This is a genomic window from Arthrobacter sp. B0316-5-4 (genome assembly GCF_059090325.1).
This window is the reverse complement of record NZ_JBNHFN010000010.1, coordinates 1-17,534: the sequence shown is the minus strand read 5'-3', so window position 1 is coordinate 17,534 and position 17,534 is coordinate 1. Positions and strand designations below refer to the sequence as shown.

18 protein-coding genes and 1 pseudogene are annotated in these 17,534 nt (G+C 61.6%); 9 read left to right on the top strand and 10 right to left on the bottom strand.

Annotated elements, in window-relative coordinates; translation table 11 throughout:
* Window positions 1-300 precede the first annotated feature (300 nt).
* A complete protein-coding gene (locus AC5RU9_RS20990; RefSeq protein WP_494018026.1) occupies window positions 301-573 on the bottom strand; it encodes a hypothetical protein in 273 nt (90 codons plus the stop codon).
* A gap of 484 nt (window positions 574-1,057) precedes the next feature.
* Between AC5RU9_RS20990 and AC5RU9_RS20985 the strand changes: the two genes are divergently transcribed.
* Entirely contained in the window at window positions 1,058-1,348 is a 291-nt protein-coding gene (locus tag AC5RU9_RS20985; protein ID WP_494018025.1) for a winged helix-turn-helix transcriptional regulator, read from the top strand.
* A gap of 79 nt (window positions 1,349-1,427) precedes the next feature.
* Here the strand turns inward: AC5RU9_RS20985 and AC5RU9_RS20980 are convergent, their stop codons facing one another.
* Window positions 1,428-2,213 (bottom strand): MBL fold metallo-hydrolase, encoded by a 786-nt coding sequence (locus tag AC5RU9_RS20980; RefSeq protein ID WP_494018024.1) that lies wholly within the window; start codon window positions 2,211-2,213, stop codon window positions 1,428-1,430.
* 119 nt (window positions 2,214-2,332) lie between these two features.
* Here AC5RU9_RS20980 and AC5RU9_RS20975 point away from each other — a divergent pair, with 119 nt between their 5' ends.
* A complete protein-coding gene (locus AC5RU9_RS20975) occupies window positions 2,333-2,779 on the top strand; it encodes a MarR family winged helix-turn-helix transcriptional regulator (protein ID WP_494018023.1) in 447 nt (148 codons plus the stop codon).
* A 6-nt stretch (window positions 2,780-2,785) separates the two neighbouring features.
* On the opposite strand, the gene AC5RU9_RS20970 is transcribed toward AC5RU9_RS20975, so the two are convergent.
* On the bottom strand, window positions 2,786-2,956 hold the full coding sequence (locus AC5RU9_RS20970; RefSeq protein ID WP_494018022.1) for a VOC family protein: 171 nt from the start codon (window positions 2,954-2,956) through the stop codon (window positions 2,786-2,788).
* 361 nt (window positions 2,957-3,317) lie between these two features.
* Between AC5RU9_RS20970 and AC5RU9_RS20965 the strand changes: the two genes are divergently transcribed.
* Window positions 3,318-5,867 carry an excinuclease ABC subunit UvrA gene (locus AC5RU9_RS20965; protein ID WP_494018021.1) on the top strand — a complete coding sequence of 850 codons (2,550 nt, stop codon included), beginning with the start codon at window positions 3,318-3,320 and terminating at the stop codon, window positions 5,865-5,867.
* A 406-nt stretch (window positions 5,868-6,273) separates the two neighbouring features.
* Here AC5RU9_RS20965 and AC5RU9_RS20960 read toward each other — a convergent pair whose 3' ends face one another.
* Window positions 6,274-6,510 carry a hypothetical protein gene (locus AC5RU9_RS20960; RefSeq protein ID WP_494018020.1) on the bottom strand — a complete coding sequence of 79 codons (237 nt, stop codon included), beginning with the start codon at window positions 6,508-6,510 and terminating at the stop codon, window positions 6,274-6,276.
* Between the two features lie 953 nt (window positions 6,511-7,463).
* Here AC5RU9_RS20960 and AC5RU9_RS20955 point away from each other — a divergent pair.
* The gene (locus tag AC5RU9_RS20955) at window positions 7,464-7,895 is read left to right on the top strand and encodes a hypothetical protein (protein WP_494018019.1); all 432 of its coding nucleotides are present in this window, start codon (window positions 7,464-7,466) and stop codon (window positions 7,893-7,895) included.
* A 47-nt stretch (window positions 7,896-7,942) separates the two neighbouring features.
* Window positions 7,943-8,293: a DUF3846 domain-containing protein gene (locus AC5RU9_RS20950; protein WP_494018018.1), complete on the top strand. Its 351-nt coding sequence runs from the start codon at window positions 7,943-7,945 to the stop codon at window positions 8,291-8,293.
* 283 nt (window positions 8,294-8,576) lie between these two features.
* On the opposite strand, the gene AC5RU9_RS20945 is transcribed toward AC5RU9_RS20950, so the two are convergent.
* On the bottom strand, window positions 8,577-8,852 hold the full coding sequence (locus AC5RU9_RS20945; protein ID WP_494018017.1) for a hypothetical protein: 276 nt from the start codon (window positions 8,850-8,852) through the stop codon (window positions 8,577-8,579).
* Window positions 8,853-8,972: 120 nt separating this feature from the next.
* Here AC5RU9_RS20945 and AC5RU9_RS20940 point away from each other — a divergent pair, with 120 nt between their 5' ends.
* From AC5RU9_RS20940 to AC5RU9_RS20930, 3 genes and pseudogenes are all read left to right on the top strand, one after another.
* A complete protein-coding gene (locus AC5RU9_RS20940; protein ID WP_494018016.1) occupies window positions 8,973-9,209 on the top strand; it encodes a hypothetical protein in 237 nt (78 codons plus the stop codon).
* A gap of 193 nt (window positions 9,210-9,402) precedes the next feature.
* The gene (locus tag AC5RU9_RS20935; RefSeq protein WP_494018027.1) at window positions 9,403-10,572 is read left to right on the top strand and encodes an IS30 family transposase; all 1,170 of its coding nucleotides are present in this window, start codon (window positions 9,403-9,405) and stop codon (window positions 10,570-10,572) included.
* A gap of 260 nt (window positions 10,573-10,832) precedes the next feature.
* Window positions 10,833-11,366 (top strand): annotated as a pseudogene (locus tag AC5RU9_RS20930) (IS21 family transposase); the annotation flags it as partial.
* On the opposite strand, the gene AC5RU9_RS20925 reads toward AC5RU9_RS20930, so the two are convergent.
* The 5 genes from AC5RU9_RS20925 to AC5RU9_RS20905 all read right to left on the bottom strand — a co-directional run bounded on the left by AC5RU9_RS20925 (window position 11,351) and on the right by AC5RU9_RS20905 (window position 16,187).
* Entirely contained in the window at window positions 11,351-12,796 is a 1,446-nt protein-coding gene (locus tag AC5RU9_RS20925) for a PepSY-associated TM helix domain-containing protein (RefSeq protein ID WP_494018015.1), read from the bottom strand. The pseudogene AC5RU9_RS20930 and the gene AC5RU9_RS20925 sit on opposite strands and share 16 nt — an antisense overlap.
* Before the next feature lie 145 nt (window positions 12,797-12,941).
* Window positions 12,942-14,180: a Dyp-type peroxidase gene (locus AC5RU9_RS20920; RefSeq protein ID WP_494018014.1), complete on the bottom strand. Its 1,239-nt coding sequence runs from the start codon at window positions 14,178-14,180 to the stop codon at window positions 12,942-12,944.
* A complete protein-coding gene (locus tag AC5RU9_RS20915) occupies window positions 14,180-14,797 on the bottom strand; it encodes a copper chaperone PCu(A)C (RefSeq protein WP_494018013.1) in 618 nt (205 codons plus the stop codon). Before AC5RU9_RS20915 ends, AC5RU9_RS20920 begins: the two co-directional genes overlap by 1 nt.
* Window positions 14,798-14,878: 81 nt before the next feature.
* Window positions 14,879-15,505, bottom strand: coding sequence for a copper resistance CopC family protein (locus AC5RU9_RS20910; RefSeq protein ID WP_494018012.1), 627 nt, complete (start codon window positions 15,503-15,505; stop codon window positions 14,879-14,881).
* Between the two features lie 67 nt (window positions 15,506-15,572).
* Window positions 15,573-16,187, bottom strand: coding sequence for a hypothetical protein (locus tag AC5RU9_RS20905; protein ID WP_494018011.1), 615 nt, complete (start codon window positions 16,185-16,187; stop codon window positions 15,573-15,575).
* 465 nt (window positions 16,188-16,652) lie between these two features.
* Here AC5RU9_RS20905 and AC5RU9_RS20900 point away from each other — a divergent pair, with 465 nt between their 5' ends.
* Window positions 16,653-17,234, top strand: coding sequence for a recombinase family protein (locus AC5RU9_RS20900; protein WP_494018010.1), 582 nt, complete (start codon window positions 16,653-16,655; stop codon window positions 17,232-17,234).
* Window positions 17,235-17,534 lie beyond the last annotated feature (300 nt).

The following is a 17,534-nucleotide window of genomic DNA, read 5'->3' as shown; positions in this document are numbered from 1 at the left end:
CGCGCCTAAAGAGCAAACCCTCCCGAGCTGCAACTCGGAAGCGGAAGCGTAACAAGGAAGTAGGTGTAGCTACGAAACCCGGTGGTCGTGACCGCTTCGGTTCCGGCCGCCGGCTCCTTCTCAGACTAAGTCCTACTCACCGATAAGGAAACCTCATGGAACCGCTGACCATCGTGGACTTCGTTCTCTCACTCACAGCACTGGGAGCCTCGATCATGGCGCTCCGCGCCAACTCCAAAGCCCCCAAGGAAGACGAAAGCTAGCCGGATCCGGGGCGGGCCTGCCACACGGCGGCCCGCCCTACCGGGCCGGGCTGTCCTTCGGACCGTCAGCCGTGTCCTTCAGGATGCGTTCGATCGTGGCAGCGATCACCCGCACCGCCTCCGGGTCCTCCGCCCATGAGCGCCCGTTACGGCTGCAAGCACGGAACGACGTCACCTTGGACTCGTCGATGGTCTGCCGCAGCTCAACCCACGCCGCCTCCAGGTTGGAAGAGTCCGGCGTCTTGCGACACCTGCTCAGAAAGTCTCTCAGTCCCCACCACTCCTTCTGACAACACTCAGAGAACAGCATGCTCGCAGGGCTCGCACCCCTTTGGGCGTCCACTTCGTGGCCGGCTGTTGGGCCCGGTCCTGACGTCGCAGAGCTCCGCCGTGCCCGGTCCTGTTGTGTCTACGACGATGCTCCTATCGGCGTCAAATCATCAAGTAAGGTCGTGCACAGTTCCTTGTGCTAACCGAAGATCACCCGTCCGTCCTATCTGAATCGGGACCTTCACGATGACTTGAGGTTGCGTTTCCGACCTTCCCACGCCCGGTGCAGGAAGGCCCAAACGGAGGGGTTAGTTCATCAGGTCGCGCAGCCACTGTTCCGAATACGCCCTCAGCACCCTCATAGGCTGCTGCCAGGGAGTCGGCGGAGCCGTAGTCGACCGCCACGGCTGCGGCGTTCGCCACCTTGGAGGTGTCACGGACAGCGGCCTTCGCCGGGTATCCGGCAGCGGTCAGAGCGGAGAGGACGGGGGAACCCTTGGGCGCCGGTGGCATCATCGTTTTTCATGAGATTTGATCACTGTTCCCTGGATGAGTGCGGCGTGGCGCGCTTCCTGAGCCTTCTCGACGGACCGTGGGCCACGCTGATCGTCCGTGACCTCCTCAAAGGTCCGCATCGATTCAGCGAACTCTTCGGAGCCCTGCCCGGTATCAGCGCCCACACCCTCACCATCCGGCTCCGCAAGTTCGAGCGGCGCGGGCTGGTCACCCGCACCGCCTACGCCGAAATCCCGCCTCGGATCATATACGAGCTCACCCAACCGGCCAGGAGCTCCGGCGAGTGCTCGAGGCAATGAACGATTGGGCACTCACTATCCCCGACAGCGCATTCGACCCCGTCACGACCTGACTCCATCTAAACAGGATCGTCGGGGCTCAGGCCCCGGCCTCCAACGTCAACCGGTCCGCGATCCCGCTTTCAGTGAAAGCCTCGACGAGTTCCTCACGCCCACCACGGAAATGCGCCCAGCCTTCGAAATGGGCAGGGATGACCCTGCTCGCACCGAGCAACTTTGCGGCTTGGGCCGCAAGGGCGTTGTCCATGGTCACCAGCGCGCCATCAAGCACTGGCTTGTGCCTCACCCCGCCAATGAACAGCACTGCAATATCAATCGGCCCAACCCGCTCAGCGATTTGTTGAACGAGGGGCAAGGAAGCGTTGTCACCGCTGACATACACGCTAGGGTGCCCTGGAGCGGTGAGCAGGAAACCGATGACGTCGCCGGCAACATCCTCACTCCCCTCGGGGCCGTGCAGGGCGGGCATGGCCGTGACAGTTACAAGCGTCCCATCCGGCGCCTGAAGTGTGGTCTTCTCCCAAGACTCAAGACCCTGCGCGGAGCCGCCGAGCCTCCCCGCACCGCTGACTGTCGTGAGGGTTACTGGCACTTGAGCCAGGAATTCCCGCCCTGAGCGGTCGAGGTTATCGTCATGCTCGTCATGGGACAGAAGTACTCCATCAACCTTGCCAAGATTCTCCGGGCTGGCAGGGGAAGGTTCGGTTTTCACCAGGGAGAACCCGGGGATTGGAGTGGGATATTCGCCAGGTTCGTCAAAGGTCGGGTCCGTCAGCAGGCGCAGGCCGGCGTAGTCGATGACCACCGTAGGGCCGCTGAGCACTCGGATCGGAACGTCCAATTCGGCGGTGTGTGTCGTTGTCATGCGATGCTCCTTGCGGGGTAAAATCATTCCACGGAAAGTATTTCTTGGAACTGAAATGCGTCGCCAGCACTTGCTGTCCGGCATGGGCTGGTCGACTTGGGTGGATGGATAGGTGTGAGATGCCCGATCTGAAGGGGCTGTACCACGATCTCGTGCGGTTTGAGACAGAGTTGTGGGCGGTCGTTGACGCCCGGTTGCGCGGTGAGTGTGATCTCCCGTTGACATGGTTCGAGATAATGCAGCGGCTGGGACTGGCTTCTGGCAAGAGAATCCAGGACCTGGCGGGCGATTTCGCCATCAGTGTGGGTGGCACCAGCAAGGTAGTTGATCGCATCGAGTCCGCCGGATATTGCAGGCGTATTCCTAATCCGGATGACCGTCGCTCGGCCCTGTTGGAACTTACCGAGGAGGGCAGGATCAAGCTCTCACAGGCCCTGCCGGTATTTGAGGACGAACTGGATCGGCGGTTCCGCTCAGTCCTGGGAGCGGCGGAACTCGAACGCATGGAACTGAGTCTTCGGCTCCTGCGCGCCAGCGCCTTTTCGGAGACCGGGCGGGCGGCCTAACTCCGCTTAGGCCGGGGCTGGCATTGAGAAGATACCGAAATGGTGCCCGGTGTTGTCCTTCAGCCGTGCGAAGCTGACGCCGGCGGCATCGGTAACCGGCTCCATGACCACCTCGCCTGCAAGCTCCTTGGCCCGCTCTATGGTCTCGGGAATGCTGGCGACGAGTGCGTAAAACACAGCGTAATCGGGGAAGCCGCCTGCGTGATCGAATATTCCACCGACCGGGCCCGGCGCTTCTGGGGTTATAGCTGCATGGTAATCAACCCCCTCCAGTCGGAGTTCAACTTGAACTGCCAGTCAAAGAGTTCTCCAAAGAACTTCTTGACCTCCTCAGGCCTGTCGCTGCCAACCTCGAACCATGCCACCGAATTCAGTGCCGGACCATTCATAGCTATCTCCTGACTGCCCCGGGAGTGGCTTGATCGACTTTCCCCGTCCCGGCCGGCGGGCACCACTGAGACTCGGGGCTGAGCACAAACGTATCAGATATAGTTGCCGGGGAATATAAATCGGGAAGTTCGTGGATGCCGGAGGAACGATGAAGACAGCTCAGGGGTTGCCCGCCGATGGCCGTCAATGGATGCCTCCGCTGGCCATCGAAGTGCGGGGAGCGAAGGTTCACAACCTGAAGGATGTGGACGTGACCGTGCCGCTTCGGCAGTTGGTTGCCATCGCAGGGGTGTCCGGTTCGGGCAAGTCATCATTGGCGATGGGGGTCCTGTACGCCGAGGGATCGCGCCGCTATGTGGAGGCGCTGTCTACGTATACGCGCCGACGGATGTCACATGCGCCGAGGGCGGCGGTAGACAGTGTCAGGCATGTGCCGGCGGCTCTTGCCCTGCGCCAGCGGCCGGCCGTTCCAGGAGTGCGGAGCACGTTTGGAACGTCCACAGAGTTGCTCAATGTTTTGCGGCTGATGTTTTCGCGTCTAGGGTCCCATGTCTGCCCGAACGGGCACCGCCTGCAGCCGACAATTGACGTGGCCGCGAACAAGGATCTGGTGTGCCAGACGTGTGGGGTTGAGTTTTATCCGCCGGGCGCTGAAGTGCTTGCGTTCAATTCCGACGGCGCGTGTCCTGGTTGCTCGGGCACCGGCATTGTCCGCGACGTGAATGACGCCACGCTGGTGCCTGACGAGACCAAGTCCATCGAGGAGGGCGCGGTGGCTCCTTGGTCCATGTTCGGGCTGACCGTGATGCCGCAGGTGGTCGCTGAGTTCGGTGTGCGCACCGACGTGCCGTACGGCGAGCTCACTCCCCAGGAACGGGAGGTGGTCATGCACGGGCCCGAGGAGAAGAAGGAGATCTCGGTGCCGTCCAAGAACGGCAAGCTGTTTGAATTGAACTTCACCTATAGGAATGCGCGTCTGGCCGTCCAGGAGGTCATGAATAAGGCGACGACCGAGCAGGGCCTGGCCCGGGTGAACAGATTCATTAGTGCCCAGGTCTGTCCGAGCTGCCACGGCTCGCGCCTGAGCGAGCAGGCCCGCAGAAGCCAGGTCACGGGAAGAAATCTGGCGGAGGTGACGGCGATGACTCTTGACCAGATCACCACGTGGGCGCCAACCGTGGAGAAAACCTTGCCGGCAGAGATGCGCCCCATGGCTAGGAACCTCGTTATGAAGCTGTTGGATATGGGTGAGCGCCTGCTCGAACTGGGCCTGGGATATCTCAGCCTTGACCGGCCTGGTTCCACCCTGTCCACTGGGGAGAGGCAACGCGTACAACTGGCACGGGCGGTCCGCAACGAGACCACAGGGGTCCTCTACGTGCTGGATGAACCCTCCATCGGTCTGCACCCAGCCAACGTTGACGGTCTGCTGGGCGTGATGAGGGATCTGTTGCGTGACGGCAATTCTGTGGTGTTGGTGGACCACGATGTCCAGGTGCTCCGGGAAGCGGACTGGCTGATCGAGATCGGCCCTGGCTCCGGAGGCGAGGGCGGAACAATTCTGGCCACCGGCACGGTCAAAGATCTGGACGAGAACCCGGACTCTTTGGTGGGCGGATTCCTTACCGGACGGGAGCCGACTATCATCCGCACGCGGACCACCGTGGAGGAAATCTACGATCGTGGCCGCATCCGCTTGAGTACCTCACCGCTTCACACTGTTCACGCCCTGACGGCAGAGATTCCCCTGGGAAGGCTCACGGCAGTGACCGGCGTCTCGGGCTCCGGAAAGACGACCCTCATCCTTGACAGCCTGGTTCCGGCACTACAGGCAGTAAGCGAGGGTTCAGCCATTCCCTCTCACGTAAGGAACATCGATGCCCCCGGCATCACCCGGGTGTCCACCGTCGACGCCACTCCGATCGGTATAAACGTCCGTTCGACTCTGGCAACGTACAGCGGTGTGATGGATGACCTCCGGCGCCTGTTCGCCTCCTTGGACTCTGCAAAACGTGCGGGACTAAAGGCCGCAGATTTCTCCTTCAACACGGGTTCGCTGCGATGCCCACGCTGTGAAGGGACCGGCCAGATTGTCCTCGATGTGCAGTTCCTCCCGGACATGGACATCGCCTGCCCGGACTGCAACGGCACCCGGTATGCACCTCAAGCAGAGCTGATACGCCGCCCGTCCTCCACCGGCGGCGGCCAGCCCACCAGGGAGTTCTCCCTTCCGGAGCTGCTGGCAATGACAGTTAATGACCTGATCGGTCTCATGGGTGATATCCCCAAGGTGCGCACCAAACTGCAGACCTTCGCGGACTTGGGATTGGGCTACCTGACCCTTGGCGAAAGCACCCCGACGCTGTCAGGTGGCGAAGCGCAGAGGTTGAAGCTCGCTTCTGAACTTCACCGCAACCAATCCGGGACCCTCTTCGTTCTTGACGAGCCGAGCGTTGGCCTGCACCCGCTCGATGTCCGCACCCTGCTGACAGTGCTCCAGCGGCTGCTGGACAAAGGGGCAACTGTCATCGTCATCGAACACGACCTGGACATGATCGCCAACGCCGACCATGTCATCGACATGGGCCCCGGCGGCGGCAGCGCCGGGGGAACCATTGTCGCCACCGGCACCCCCGGGCAGGTCGGTGCCTACGCCACGAGCGAAACCGGTCGATACCTGAGGCGGCTTAGCCTCTGACAAGCAAAGCGGCGGCAGTCTGGACGCCGGCCTGGACGGCGTCAGATCGCTGCACCGCGTTCATGGACACTGACTTGTGATGCTGGTTGATTGCTGAGTCAACCATAGGCGGTATTTCGTGGCTAGCGTGTCGTGGCGGACCTGGCCTCGTTCCAGGAGGGAAATTTTGGAGGGCCACTGCCCAAGTTCGCGGGCAATATTCGAAGCGGCTGGGCTCCACGGACGTGAAGAGGATCATCGGCGGCCGCCCCAGACTGGATCCCGACGCGGCGCCGGGGAAACAATCGCCCAAAATCAACTTCCGGCAGTTTGCAGATGATGTGCCGACAGACACGGCAAAGCCGCTAGTTGCCAGCTGGAGGGTGGCAACTAACGGCTTTGACGTAAGGGCGATCGTGGGCTGCTTTTAGTTGAAGAGTGAGTGTATCCACTCAATGACCGAGTTGGCGTGTTTTTGGGCCGTCTCGTCGTATAAGTGCTTGCCGGCCGCAAAAGCGGCACCACGGGCAAGCTGGCGCCCGAGTTCCCGGTTCGCATCGAAGGCAGGGTCGTCGTGGATGGGTTCGTTTTTCTTCTTCCGGGGTGGGCCGTCACCTTCCTTATGGGAGTGGTTGTGTTTTTTGCCGCGTGGTGTCCTGGCCATGATCGACCTTCTGCGCGTGTAGACCGATGCGTTTTGACATTCGGCCCGGCGGTTGCGCACCCGCACGACTGGTTACTCCGTTGCATCTCCCGATTCCTGCCGATAGCCATCAAGGGTGGCTAGGAGCGCAGCTTTAGCCAACTGCTGTTTGCTAAGGCCAAGCTCCTCGGCGATCTTCGTTGCGAGAAGGTCGTCTCTGGACGACAGGCGGAGCGAAATGACAGGGCCGGATGAATCCCGGTCCTTCTGCTCTTGAATCCTCCTGTGGAGGAAGTCGGTACGCACTACCTCGGGTCGCCTCCCCCGAACGAGACGGTCCCCAGGTGTGGAAATCTGTGCGGCCATACGGCCGATGCGTTGCTCATCACTGGCTCCTATTTGTGTTGGTTGGTGTGCACTAACCGCCCTTGGTAAAGGGGCGTACCACCCACTTTACGCAACAAGTCACATCTTGTAAACGTCTCGTCTCATAAACGAGCCGTATACACCTGTATACAGGTATTCTCTGCTGCTGCGGAGGACCGTCCCACCGTCAACGAGCCGACATTGGTGCCAGTCGAAGCCTCAGATGATGAGTGCTCACACCAAAGGAAGCGGGCGTTCTCTCCGCTGCGCTGCGTGGCCGGCTGTTGGGTGTTGCCGGTTAGTCGCAGGGCTCCTGCCCGCCATCAACTCTTGTCTACGTCTTCGACGTTTTGTGGCTGTCCTTCGGATCATATGGTCCTGCTCCGGCTCAAGCTCCTGGCTACGCCCTGCGGTCCCGGAACTCTTCGACGGCGCTTCGCTTATTTCCTTTCGAAGATTCCCGCCCCCTTGCCCTGGCGGGAGGAAACGCCTCCGTCAGGCCCATCAAGCACTGCGTGCCAGCAACAAAAACAACGGGGAGGAACCTTCAGAGCGCTGGCCGGGTCATGCCGCTCTGTCGCCCCACGCCTCGGAAAGGTTTACGGATTATGGAGACGATCACCGCGCGCAGTGTTGTCACGGCCGACACCAACGAAATCGTTGAGGGCATTACAGTTCTGACGGATTACCACATGAACGGCGGGTACGACTGGATGGATTTGATCAACGATCACGGCTGGTACGCGGTCAGTTCGTGGGGTGAAGACGGTTGGGACTTGGGCCAGTGGCCGTTGGTGGTCCTCGCGGTCACGAGCACGGCCGATAGTGCCGGGCAGGTGTACGGCACTGCCGTGTATGTCGAGGGGGACGTGACCTGCACGTTCTACCGCACTCAGGAAGCCCAGCACGCGGCGATCACCCGCCATGCGCACTACTGGTGGATGCAACGCAGCCCGGTGGACCGACCCGAAGGCCTGACCGCCAGCATCGAAGACCTGCCGGAGAAGTTCCGCGGGCCCTGCACCGGCGTCTTCAACTAACCACCCCTTGAACCGGGCCGCTCCCCCGTTTTGGAAGGACCTCACCCATGACAACCTGCACCGCTTTGATCATCCCCGCGAACCCGGGAGAACCGGCCCGCGTCGAAACCATCGACACCTCGCTTGCCTCCCTGCAGGGACACGTGGGAGGACTCATCGAACCCGTCTCGGGTGAGGGCTGGGTGGGGTGGTTCAACGAAGAGGCACTGTTGTTGAATCTCCCGGCCAACCGCCGCGCTGCCAAGCTCGTCTTCGCAGCGTCTGGGGTCATCACGCAGATGTACTTCGGGAACGCCGTGTTCCTGGGCGATACCGAGGACGGGGAGAACGGGGACGTCTCGGCCAGCCTGATCGAGCTCGCCGCCGAAAGCTTCGCCCTGGCCCAACCCACTGGATAACGCCAATAGGTGGCGGGGCGCTGTCCCCGCCACCCCTTGCCGGCTCATCCTAGGTTTCGGGCGGTCCGCCGCGAGGGCAGTTGGTGGCGGTGGTCAACGGCGACGGACCGCCACAGCGCACAGGCCACGCGGATCCCCCAGCCGCGGCGCCTGGGATAAAATGAATGACGCACGACAGATTTCCTTTTCCGAGGGATAACCGAAAGGCCGGCACCAGTTCAGATATGGTGCCGGCCTTTCGTGTGCAAACAGGGGGTGGGCTGCCACCCGGTCGGGTCCTGGGTTATCTGTTCGCGAACCCGGGCCCTACGTACCGGACGACGATGGTTGAACCTTCCATGTCCCAGAGCAGCATGTACTCGTCATGGCCGGCCCTTGTATATACGGGGACCTTGTAAATCCCTGGCGGACGCAAGTAATGACGCTGCAGATAAGGGGCCAGCGGCTCCTTTTCCAAGTCATCAATCACGTCATCAAAGGCGCGGGCTGTCTCGGGATCGCTCTGCTGCAGCCTCAGCAGAGCGTCATATGGCTCAGGGTCAAAGTCAACGGTACTCATTCACAACATTTTACCAGAATGCCCAAGTTGGGCAATGTGGATACTTGGCAATATGGCTTAACCTTGGTTATGGTTAATACATTGGGTTAAGGGATACCCGGAAGTTAGGACGCCACAACCATGACTGCACAACTGATCGAGCTCGACGACAGGTTCCGCGGAAGCTTACGAAAAGTCGCTAAGCACCACCGCTACCTCGTCGACGAAGAGCCAGGCGGAGTATTGATCTTCCGCCCGGCCGTTGTCCTCACGGAGGACGAACTGGCCTACGAACGAAACACGGAACTGGCCGAGAGCATCGAAGCGGCACGTAAGGCACCCCAGAATCGTCGCCCGCGGCCACCGCGCACGCCGTAAGGACCAACACCTACCAAGGCATATGCCGCCCGCGAAACAGCGGACGCAACAGATTCTTCTTTTCCGAGAAAAACAGAAGGGCCGGTACCAGTTCAATCTGGTGCCGGCCCTTCGTCTTGCGAGCGACCAAGCCTGTAAGCAAGCCGCTCAGGAACGCGGCTGGAGGTCAGCTAGCTGCTGTAGCTTGGGGCGGATGGGTGTTGTCATGGCGAGGTATTCAATTTATGTAAGACCGGATCTTCTGCAGCTGTTTTGGGCCGGGATGCAGGCTGGTGATTTCATCGCTGACGCCGTTGTGCCGATCAATTCGAACAGGCGGACAGGGCGCCGGGTCTTGGCCGAGGCCGGGGGTGTCAGGCCTCGGCGCGGCCGGGATTTGAAGGGCAGATGCCTGACCTTCGCCCAGCGTGAAGAGATCGCGGTACTGCGCGCCCAGGGACACTCGCTGCGCCGGATCGGGGCCGTGATCGACCGGTCTGCCTCGACCGTGTCCAGGGAGCTGCGGCGCAATTCAGTACCAGGGCTTCCCTACTGGGCGACGTCGGCTCACGCGCTGGCGTATGAGCGGGCTTCGCGGCCGAAACCGGCGAAACTGCACACGAACATGGTGCTGCGTGCGAAGGTGGGAGAGGACCTGAAAAAGAAGTACTCGCCTGAGCAGATCGCAGGTCGCCTGCGGGTTGAGTTTCCCGATGAGCCGGAGATGCGGGTGTCACCTGAGACCATCTACCAGTCCCTCTACGTTCAGTCCCGCGGAGCACTGAACCGTGATCTGGCCGCGTGTTTACGCACAGGACGTGCCCTCAGGCAGCCCTGCAGGAAGGCCGGCCAGCGGAAGAACCGGATCCCCGGGATGATCAATATCTCCGAACGTCCCCCAGAGGTTCAGGACCGCGCTGTGCCAGGGCATTGGGAGGGCGACCTCATCATCGGCAGAGGCAACCAATCCGCCATCGGGACCCTCGTGGAGAGAACCACCAACTACACGATGCTCGTTCATCTGCCCGATGGATACAAAGCAGAACAAATGCGAGAGGCCCTGGCAGCGAAGATCAAGACGCTCCCCGAGGCGCTGAGGCATTCCCTGACCTGGGACCAGGGCATCGAAATGCAGGACTGGAAGACCGTGAAAATAGACACCGGCATCGACATCTACTTCTGCGACCCGCACTCACCCTGGCAACGCGGCATCAACGAAAACACCAATGGCCTCTTGCTCCAGCACTTCCCCAAAGGCACCGACCTGAGCATCCACAGCGCCGAAGACCTCGACTGGGTCGCACAGGAACTCAACGACCGGCCACGCAAAAGACTAGAGTTCAGAAAACCGATCGAACTGATCGAAGGACTCCTGTTGCAATAACCGCCTGAATCCGCCGATCCCTCAGCGTGCGGACACCTCTTACGTGGAGTTGGCCTGAGCTAGAACAGTTGAGCAGATGTGCTCTCACGTGCTTTTCATCAGTGGACGTTCTGGTGACTATGACAGGTTTGGATGGCCCCGGTAGGACGGTTATTTCTGGCCCCACTTCTAGACTCGCCGGGCTCTTGTGACGGTTATATGTGGCCCCACCTTCAACGTTGGATTCATTAGTGGATGGATTCGATGGAGGGTTGGTCCGGATGGAGTCGAGGGTGGAGTTGTTCGCGCAGATTCGACGGGATGCCCGTGTTGAGGGCTTGTCGGTGCGCGCACTAGCGGTGAGGCATAAGGTTCATCGCAGAACCGTGCGGCAGGCATTGCAGTCCGCGGCTCCTCCAGAACGGAAACAACGACAGGGTGTTGCGTGGCGTCTGGAGCCGTTCAAAGCGGCCATCGACCGAATGCTTGTCGAAGATACGGAAGCTCCTCGGAAGCAGCGACATACGGCCCGGCGGATCCTGTCGCGACTGATAGAGGAGCACGGAGCGACAGCGGTGTCGTATTCCACGGTCAGGGATTACGTGAGAGTCCGTCGGGCTCAGATCGATCTGGAGGCTGGCCGCCGGGTTGAAGTCTTTGTCCCTCAGGAACATGCGCCGGGGGCGGAGGCTGAGGTTGATTTCGGCGAGGTCTTTGTCGTGCTCAGTGGCGTGAAGACCAAGTGCCACATGTTCGTTTTCCGCTTGTCCCATTCTGGTAAGTCCATTCACAGGGTGTATCAAACGAAGGCAAAGGCAACGTCAAAGACCAGGAAGGCTAGCAGGCTGATTCCCAGCAGTGGCACGGCAATGCCGACGCCGACGGCAACGACCGCCACCACCAGTGTCAGCGGCCACGGTGCGTTACGGACGAACGACCGTGCAGGTGCGCGGCCTGCTGCCCACGCTGAGCCTTTGGTGGGGCCGCGTTTCCACCACATCAGGTAGCCACCAACCACGCTGGCGGCCAGGCCGAGGGCGATGACTACCAACACCAGTTGGTTGGCCAGGCCAAACAGGACACCCATGTGGCCGTCGATGCCCCAGCGGGTGAGCTTTGCGGCCAGGTTGAAGTCTTCAAAGACCAGCTTGCCGCTGATGGTCATGGTGTTGGGGTCGACGGCGACCGCGTCAGCTTGCGTGGGCCAGGACCTGTCGATTTCCGTGACAGTCCATGCCGTGCCTTCCTTGGCCGGTGGTTTGATCTCGATCTTGCCGGCGTTGATGAGCGGTTCCTGGCGGGCAACACTGAGCACATGGTCATACATGGTCGGATCAGCTGCCGGTCCTGCCGTGGTCCCGCCATGCCCGCCGTGATCATGCCCGCCCTCAGCCGGGGTAGCTGCCTTGGGATTCAACGCGGTGGGGAGCTTGGGGGTTGTCCAGGCAAGGGAGGATCGCAGAGTGGAGATGTTATCCCCGGCAAACTGCGACCAGGTCAGGCCCGTGGCCGAGAGGAAAAGGAAACCAAGCAGCAAAACCGCACCGCCGGTAGCGTGGATTGTGAGCATCTGCTGACGACTGAAGCGGCCCCTACCTGCCTTCGGTGCCGGGCGTTGGCCAGTCGCGTTCGTGTTCTTTGCGGCCGGCTTGCCCCGCCGGGGTTTGGTCAACCACAGGGCCAGGCCGGCGAGAGCGATGACCCACAGCCAGGACGCAGCGAGTTCGCTGTAGATGCGGCCGACGTCCCCGAGGTGGAGGTTGCGGTGCAGCTGGTCGATCCATGTCCGGAACGGCAGCACACCGGAGGTGCCGTAGACGGTCAGGTCACCCCTGACTTCAGCATTGGCCGGGTTGATGAAGATTGCCCGGGATTCAGATTCACCCAGAGCCGGATCGCTGAACATGATCCGGGTGGTGTCGCCGAGTTTGGGGGCAGGCCGGACAGCTGACGGTTGCTGGTCTCCTACTACTTGTTGCGCCGCGCGGATCTGCTCGGACAGGGGCACCGAGGTCTGTGAGACGGGAACGTGGAGTTCTTTGTCGTAGATGGCTTCTTCCATCGAAGGGGTCAGCGCATACAGTGCGCCCGAGAGTGCCGCGATGAGCAGGAAGGGGCCGACGAAAACCCCGGCGTAGAAATGGAGCCGGCTGAGCAGGGCCCTCAGGGGGCTCCCGGGTCGTTTGCCGGTTTGACCGGCCGCTGGTGGGGGTGTGCCGTGGTCGGTGGTGATGGTGCTTGTCATGACGTGTGTTCTTCCTCAAAAGAATGCTCGCGCCGGCCGCAATGCTCGCGCCGGCCGCAATGACCGGGCCGAGCGTAGGGCAAGGGGCAGCGCACCGTGACCACCCTGTCGCGGGGGTGGTCACGGTTGCTGCGTGGGTGATGGTTCAGGTGAAGAGCTGGTCCCCGATGAATCCGCCGGGTTGGCACCCGGGCGGGATGGCAAAGACGGCCGAACCCACAGGGGTGGTCCACTCATTGAGTAGGTCCAGTTCGTCCAAACGGCGTTGGATCGGCACGAACTGCCTATCCACGTCGGCCTGGTAGGAGATGAAGATCAGCCCGGAATCTGACACCGTACCGGGCCCCGGGGCGGCGTCGTAATTGAACGCCCTCCGGAAAATCCGCTGGGTTTCGTCCTCCGGGCGTGCACGGCGCAGGTGGGAGAATTCCGCGATGACGGGAAATCCCACAGGATTGACTGCCGCGAAATCCGGTTCCTCATGCTCAGTGCTTCCGGTCAGAGGGGCCCCGTTGGACAGCTTGCGCCCCACGGACTCTTCCCTGCCGGAACGGTCCAGTTCATCCCATTTGTCCAGGTTCATACTGATTCGCCGGATGACCAGTGAGGTGCCGTTCTCTGTCCATGCGGGGATCGCGTCTGTGCCGTAGACGACTTGGTCAAAATGTCCGGAACCAGGAGACGGGTTGGTTGTTCCGTCCACTTGTCCGAAAAGATTGCGCATGGTGGTGCCTGGCTTCTCGGTCCCGTAGGCCCGCCGGAACCCTGGCTGGACCCACCGGACGGTGGTGAAGCTCCGGCTGTCTTTAAGCAGCATCCGTTGTGCGTGGGCCACGGTCAGCGGATCATCTGCGCAGATCTGCAGCAAAAGATCCCCGCCGGTGAACTGCGGGACCAGCCGGTCCACGGAGAACGCCGGAAGGTCCTTCAACCACGTGGGACGACGCTGCGGCGCCACCACATCCACCAACGTGGGCCCGAAACCGAAAGTCACCGTCAGCCGCGCCGGGCGCAGGGCAAGTTCACCTTCGGTGTCCGCCAACGCTGACTTGCCTTGGGTCAGGTTGGCGGCGTCATCGCTCAGGAGCTTCAACAGAGCCTTCACACGCTGGGCCGTGGTCCCGGGCCTCAGATCCAGAGCAATGAACACACCGTGCGCCTGGGCATCTGTACCGACTCCGGCCTGCCGGGCCCCGTGAAACGCAACCGTTTCAGAACCGTTCGCATCGGGTGCCGCAGCCGGGGCCACGACTTGCGGCTGCCCAGCGAAGTTCGCCCCGACGGCGGCCAGCGCGCCCACTCCGGCAGCTGCGCCGCCGAAGAGCAGATGACGTCGCCGCACACCGGTTTCGGCCCGGTCCGGGTCCTCAGTACGGGCGGACATTACTTGGACGGGGCCGGCGTCGCGGACTCACTGTGGCTGTGGTCCATGGAACCGTGGTCCATGGAGTCATGGCTCGCGTCTTGTCCTGACGGGCTGGTTTCGCCCGGCTTGTAGTTCTCGTTGGCGCCGGTGAAGTCCTTGCCTTGGGCGGTGAACGTGACCGTGCCGCCGCCGGAGGTTTTCAGTTCAAAGCTGACGTCGTCACCGGCTTGGACAGGTTTCGCCAGACCCATGAGCATGATGTGGTTCCCCCCAGGTTCGAGGGTCAGCTCGCCCTTGGCAGGGATGACGAAGCCGCCTTGCTTGGCTTGCATTTGCATGGTGCCGTTGGCGCCCATGACGGTCTCGTGTAGTTCCACCATGGGCGATGCCGGAGTGGTGGCGCTGACAATCGTCACGTCTTTGTCCGTTGTGTTGCGGATGGTGCCGAATGCTGCGGACATCCCCGTATCTGCTGCCTTGACCCACGGATCTGAGACGGTCAGCGCCGCAGCGTTTTGCGTCGCGGACGCAGACGGCGGCGATGCCGGGTTGCTGTCTTGGGCGCATCCGGCCAGCGCCAGAGCGGCAGCTGCAAGGACGGGCAGGGCGAGGTAAAGGGACTTCTTTTTTGACACGGTGTTGCTCCTGAGGGAGTCGGCTCTCCACGGAAACGCAGTGACATCCGTGAAGAGGAAAATTGATGATTCAGTAAAGGGTCAATCGCCCTTGATTGCGGCCTTGCGGACTCCGCGCACCACAGCCCAGATGAGATAAAGGGCCAAGCCTGCGGCTGCGCCTACTCCCGCTGGTAAAACCCAGGCCGGCAAGGACACAGGTGTCCCGCTGTTGCTGGCAGCCTGCGATTGCGCTGCTGTGTCCGGTGTGGCCACGGAGCCTGCGCCGGGCGCCGGTACGGAACCGGGTTGCGCGTCGGCCCCAACCAGGAACGAGTAACTGCCGTTGATCGGGTGTCCATCACTGGACACCACGCGCCAACGCACCTGGTATTCACCAGGGGGCAGGTCCCCAGCTAGCGGCTGGGTCAACGTTTCCCGGGCAAGGACAGACTCTCCTTGGACCCAGTTCTTCGAACCGGCATCGACCACGCGGATCTCATGACCGATCTTCAGCAACGGTGCGCTGAACCGTAAAGCGACACTCGACGGTGCGGTGGTGAAACGCTCGTTGGTGCCGGGGGTTGACGAAACCAATTCGTCGTGGGCGGAAGCTGATGGTGCGCCGACCAAGATGAAACCAAGGCACAGCAACACGGCCGACAGCAGGGAGATCCTGCTGCGTTCAGGGATCCGCCATGTGAATGAATGCAAGGAATGACTTGCCATGGCTGCTTCCCGCCCCGCGACCGCCCTGGGCGGGCGGGGCTAAATGGGTAGTGAGGGCGCGATGCGCCTAGGACACGACCGGAAGCAGGGGCGGCCCGCGGTGACGCATGACCAGCAGGGGAACACCAAGGTTACGCAGGGCCCGAACAGGCCAGCTCGCCGGGTCAAAGGGCGCCCCGGGTGTTACAGCCACGGGCTGGAAAAGAGGCAGGAACGGGACCATCTTCAGCCCCAGCGCCTGGATCAGCCGGAGCGCGGTAACCTCACCATGCCGCAGCACTGCGATGGTCAGCACGGCCGCAATCGCGTGCCCCAACCACATCACGGGGCTGGAATGATCCATCCCTCCCATCGTGGTGGCATGGTCCACCATGGCTTGGGCTGAATGCCCGGCGTGACCGGCGGACATGGGCGCCGCGGACGTTGCGTGGGGCGAGGACCCAAGGCTGAACAGTCCGTGGAACAGGCTCTGGCTCAGAACAACAGCAGCGCTCAGCCTCCACAGCGACAAAGAACGTCCGGCCAAAGCCGTACATACCAAAGCCGACAACGCCAGCGACAATACGACAATGGCACCATCCGGTGCTGAACCACCGGCAGCGACGTGTGAGAAAGCAGCCAACGACGTAGCAGCAACAGCGGCGGCAAGGCCACGCAGCAAGCGCACTCCACGTCCAGTCATCAGTTCTGCTTTCGATTCTGTGCAACCGGATCCGTCACGATCGCATCAACTCGCTGATCATTCTACTTCTACTTAGCGTCGAAACAGGAGATGCGCATCAGCAACCTAAATATCAGCACCCCAAGACCCCGAACGCTCCTGCACATAAGGGTCTGAATGGCGGAGATGGGGCGGATTTCTCCCGGAGATATACATCCTTTCAAACAGAGTCGTGATTGCCGATCGACCAGAGGACGTCATCGGAGCTGCCAAGATGCCGCACCCACACCGTTGATGAGTGAGATGCCTGTGCCCGCGGCTTAAGTCTCACAAGCCTTGGGATACGAGACGTCTCACTGGCTCTGTCCTGACTCTGTGAAATCTCGCGATTTTCTCTGCGTCCGGCGATTCTCATAACTATGTCTCGAAACCTTATGCTTGAATCGGCGTACCAATCATTAGTTGTGAGACACATCGGAGGCAGGTATGTCGAAACTTATTGGCTATGCACGGGTTTCGACGCAGCAGCAGTCAACGGATCGGCAGCGGGCGGATCTACTGGCCGCCGGTGTTCGACGCGATGACCTCTACATCGACCAGGGCGTCTCCGGAGCGCGCGCGTCGCGGCCCCAGTTTGATCGAGCACTCGACGCGCTTATGGAGGGTGACACCCTCGTAATCGCGACTTTGGACCGGCTCGGGCGATCGACCCAGAACATGCTTGCCTTCGCCGACGAACTCCGCAGCCGGGGCGCCGGCCTGCGCGTCCTGAACCTTGGCGGAGGCGACGTCGACACAGCAACACCCATGGGCTCTATGTTGTTCACGATCATGGCCGCCCTGGCGCAGATGGAACACGAGATCAAGCGCGAACGCGTCACGGATTCCATAATCAAGCGAAGAGAAGCTGGCAAGGACCTTGGCGGCCGGCCCCGCCGGGTCACTGATAGTCAGATCAGAAGCGCCGTTAGCCTGGTCAAAGGTGGTGAGCCCGCAGCACAGGTTGCCCGGGACCTCGGTATGTCCAGAGCGACGTTTTACAGGCGGTCACGAGCGCTTGCCGACTAGCAGGGCGCGACATTCAGCGCCGCAAAAAGACCGCCATTTACCGCCAACAGTCACAGGATTCGGATGGGTGGGGAGTGTCCCACCGGGGGTGTTCCGGTTCCAAGGAAATGGAACACTCGGTTGCTCACCCCAGCGGCAGCCCAACCGCACGGCCTGACGCGTATTCCGTCAGGCCGTGCGTGGTGGCTGGGTACTCGGTGGGGTTTAGCGGAGGCCTTGGAGGATGTTCTTGGGCCGCTGCATCTCCCCGTGTTTGGCACCGAGGATGATCACCCAGGCGGCGAAGGCGGGAATGGCCCA

What these genes read in the sequence shown, in the direction of transcription:
- AC5RU9_RS20990 (WP_494018026.1), bottom strand. Translation starts at nt 573, where the DNA reads ATGCTGTTCTCTGAGTGTTGTCAGAAGGAGTGGTGGGGACTGAGAGAC.
- AC5RU9_RS20985 (WP_494018025.1), top strand. Translation starts at nt 1,058, where the DNA reads ATGAGATTTGATCACTGTTCCCTGGATGAGTGCGGCGTGGCGCGCTTC.
- AC5RU9_RS20980 (WP_494018024.1), bottom strand. Translation starts at nt 2,213, where the DNA reads ATGACAACGACACACACCGCCGAATTGGACGTTCCGATCCGAGTGCTC.
- AC5RU9_RS20975 (WP_494018023.1), top strand. Translation starts at nt 2,333, where the DNA reads ATGCCCGATCTGAAGGGGCTGTACCACGATCTCGTGCGGTTTGAGACA.
- AC5RU9_RS20965 (WP_494018021.1), top strand. Translation starts at nt 3,318, where the DNA reads ATGAAGACAGCTCAGGGGTTGCCCGCCGATGGCCGTCAATGGATGCCT.
- AC5RU9_RS20960 (WP_494018020.1), bottom strand. Translation starts at nt 6,510, where the DNA reads ATGGCCAGGACACCACGCGGCAAAAAACACAACCACTCCCATAAGGAA.
- AC5RU9_RS20955 (WP_494018019.1), top strand. Translation starts at nt 7,464, where the DNA reads ATGGAGACGATCACCGCGCGCAGTGTTGTCACGGCCGACACCAACGAA.
- AC5RU9_RS20950 (WP_494018018.1), top strand. Translation starts at nt 7,943, where the DNA reads ATGACAACCTGCACCGCTTTGATCATCCCCGCGAACCCGGGAGAACCG.
- AC5RU9_RS20945 (WP_494018017.1), bottom strand. Translation starts at nt 8,852, where the DNA reads ATGAGTACCGTTGACTTTGACCCTGAGCCATATGACGCTCTGCTGAGG.
- AC5RU9_RS20940 (WP_494018016.1), top strand. Translation starts at nt 8,973, where the DNA reads ATGACTGCACAACTGATCGAGCTCGACGACAGGTTCCGCGGAAGCTTA.
- AC5RU9_RS20935 (WP_494018027.1), top strand. Translation starts at nt 9,403, where the DNA reads ATGGGTGTTGTCATGGCGAGGTATTCAATTTATGTAAGACCGGATCTT.
- AC5RU9_RS20925 (WP_494018015.1), bottom strand. Translation starts at nt 12,796, where the DNA reads ATGACAAGCACCATCACCACCGACCACGGCACACCCCCACCAGCGGCC.
- AC5RU9_RS20920 (WP_494018014.1), bottom strand. Translation starts at nt 14,180, where the DNA reads ATGTCCGCCCGTACTGAGGACCCGGACCGGGCCGAAACCGGTGTGCGG.
- AC5RU9_RS20910 (WP_494018012.1), bottom strand. Translation starts at nt 15,505, where the DNA reads ATGGCAAGTCATTCCTTGCATTCATTCACATGGCGGATCCCTGAACGC.
- AC5RU9_RS20905 (WP_494018011.1), bottom strand. Translation starts at nt 16,187, where the DNA reads ATGACTGGACGTGGAGTGCGCTTGCTGCGTGGCCTTGCCGCCGCTGTT.
- AC5RU9_RS20900 (WP_494018010.1), top strand. Translation starts at nt 16,653, where the DNA reads ATGTCGAAACTTATTGGCTATGCACGGGTTTCGACGCAGCAGCAGTCA.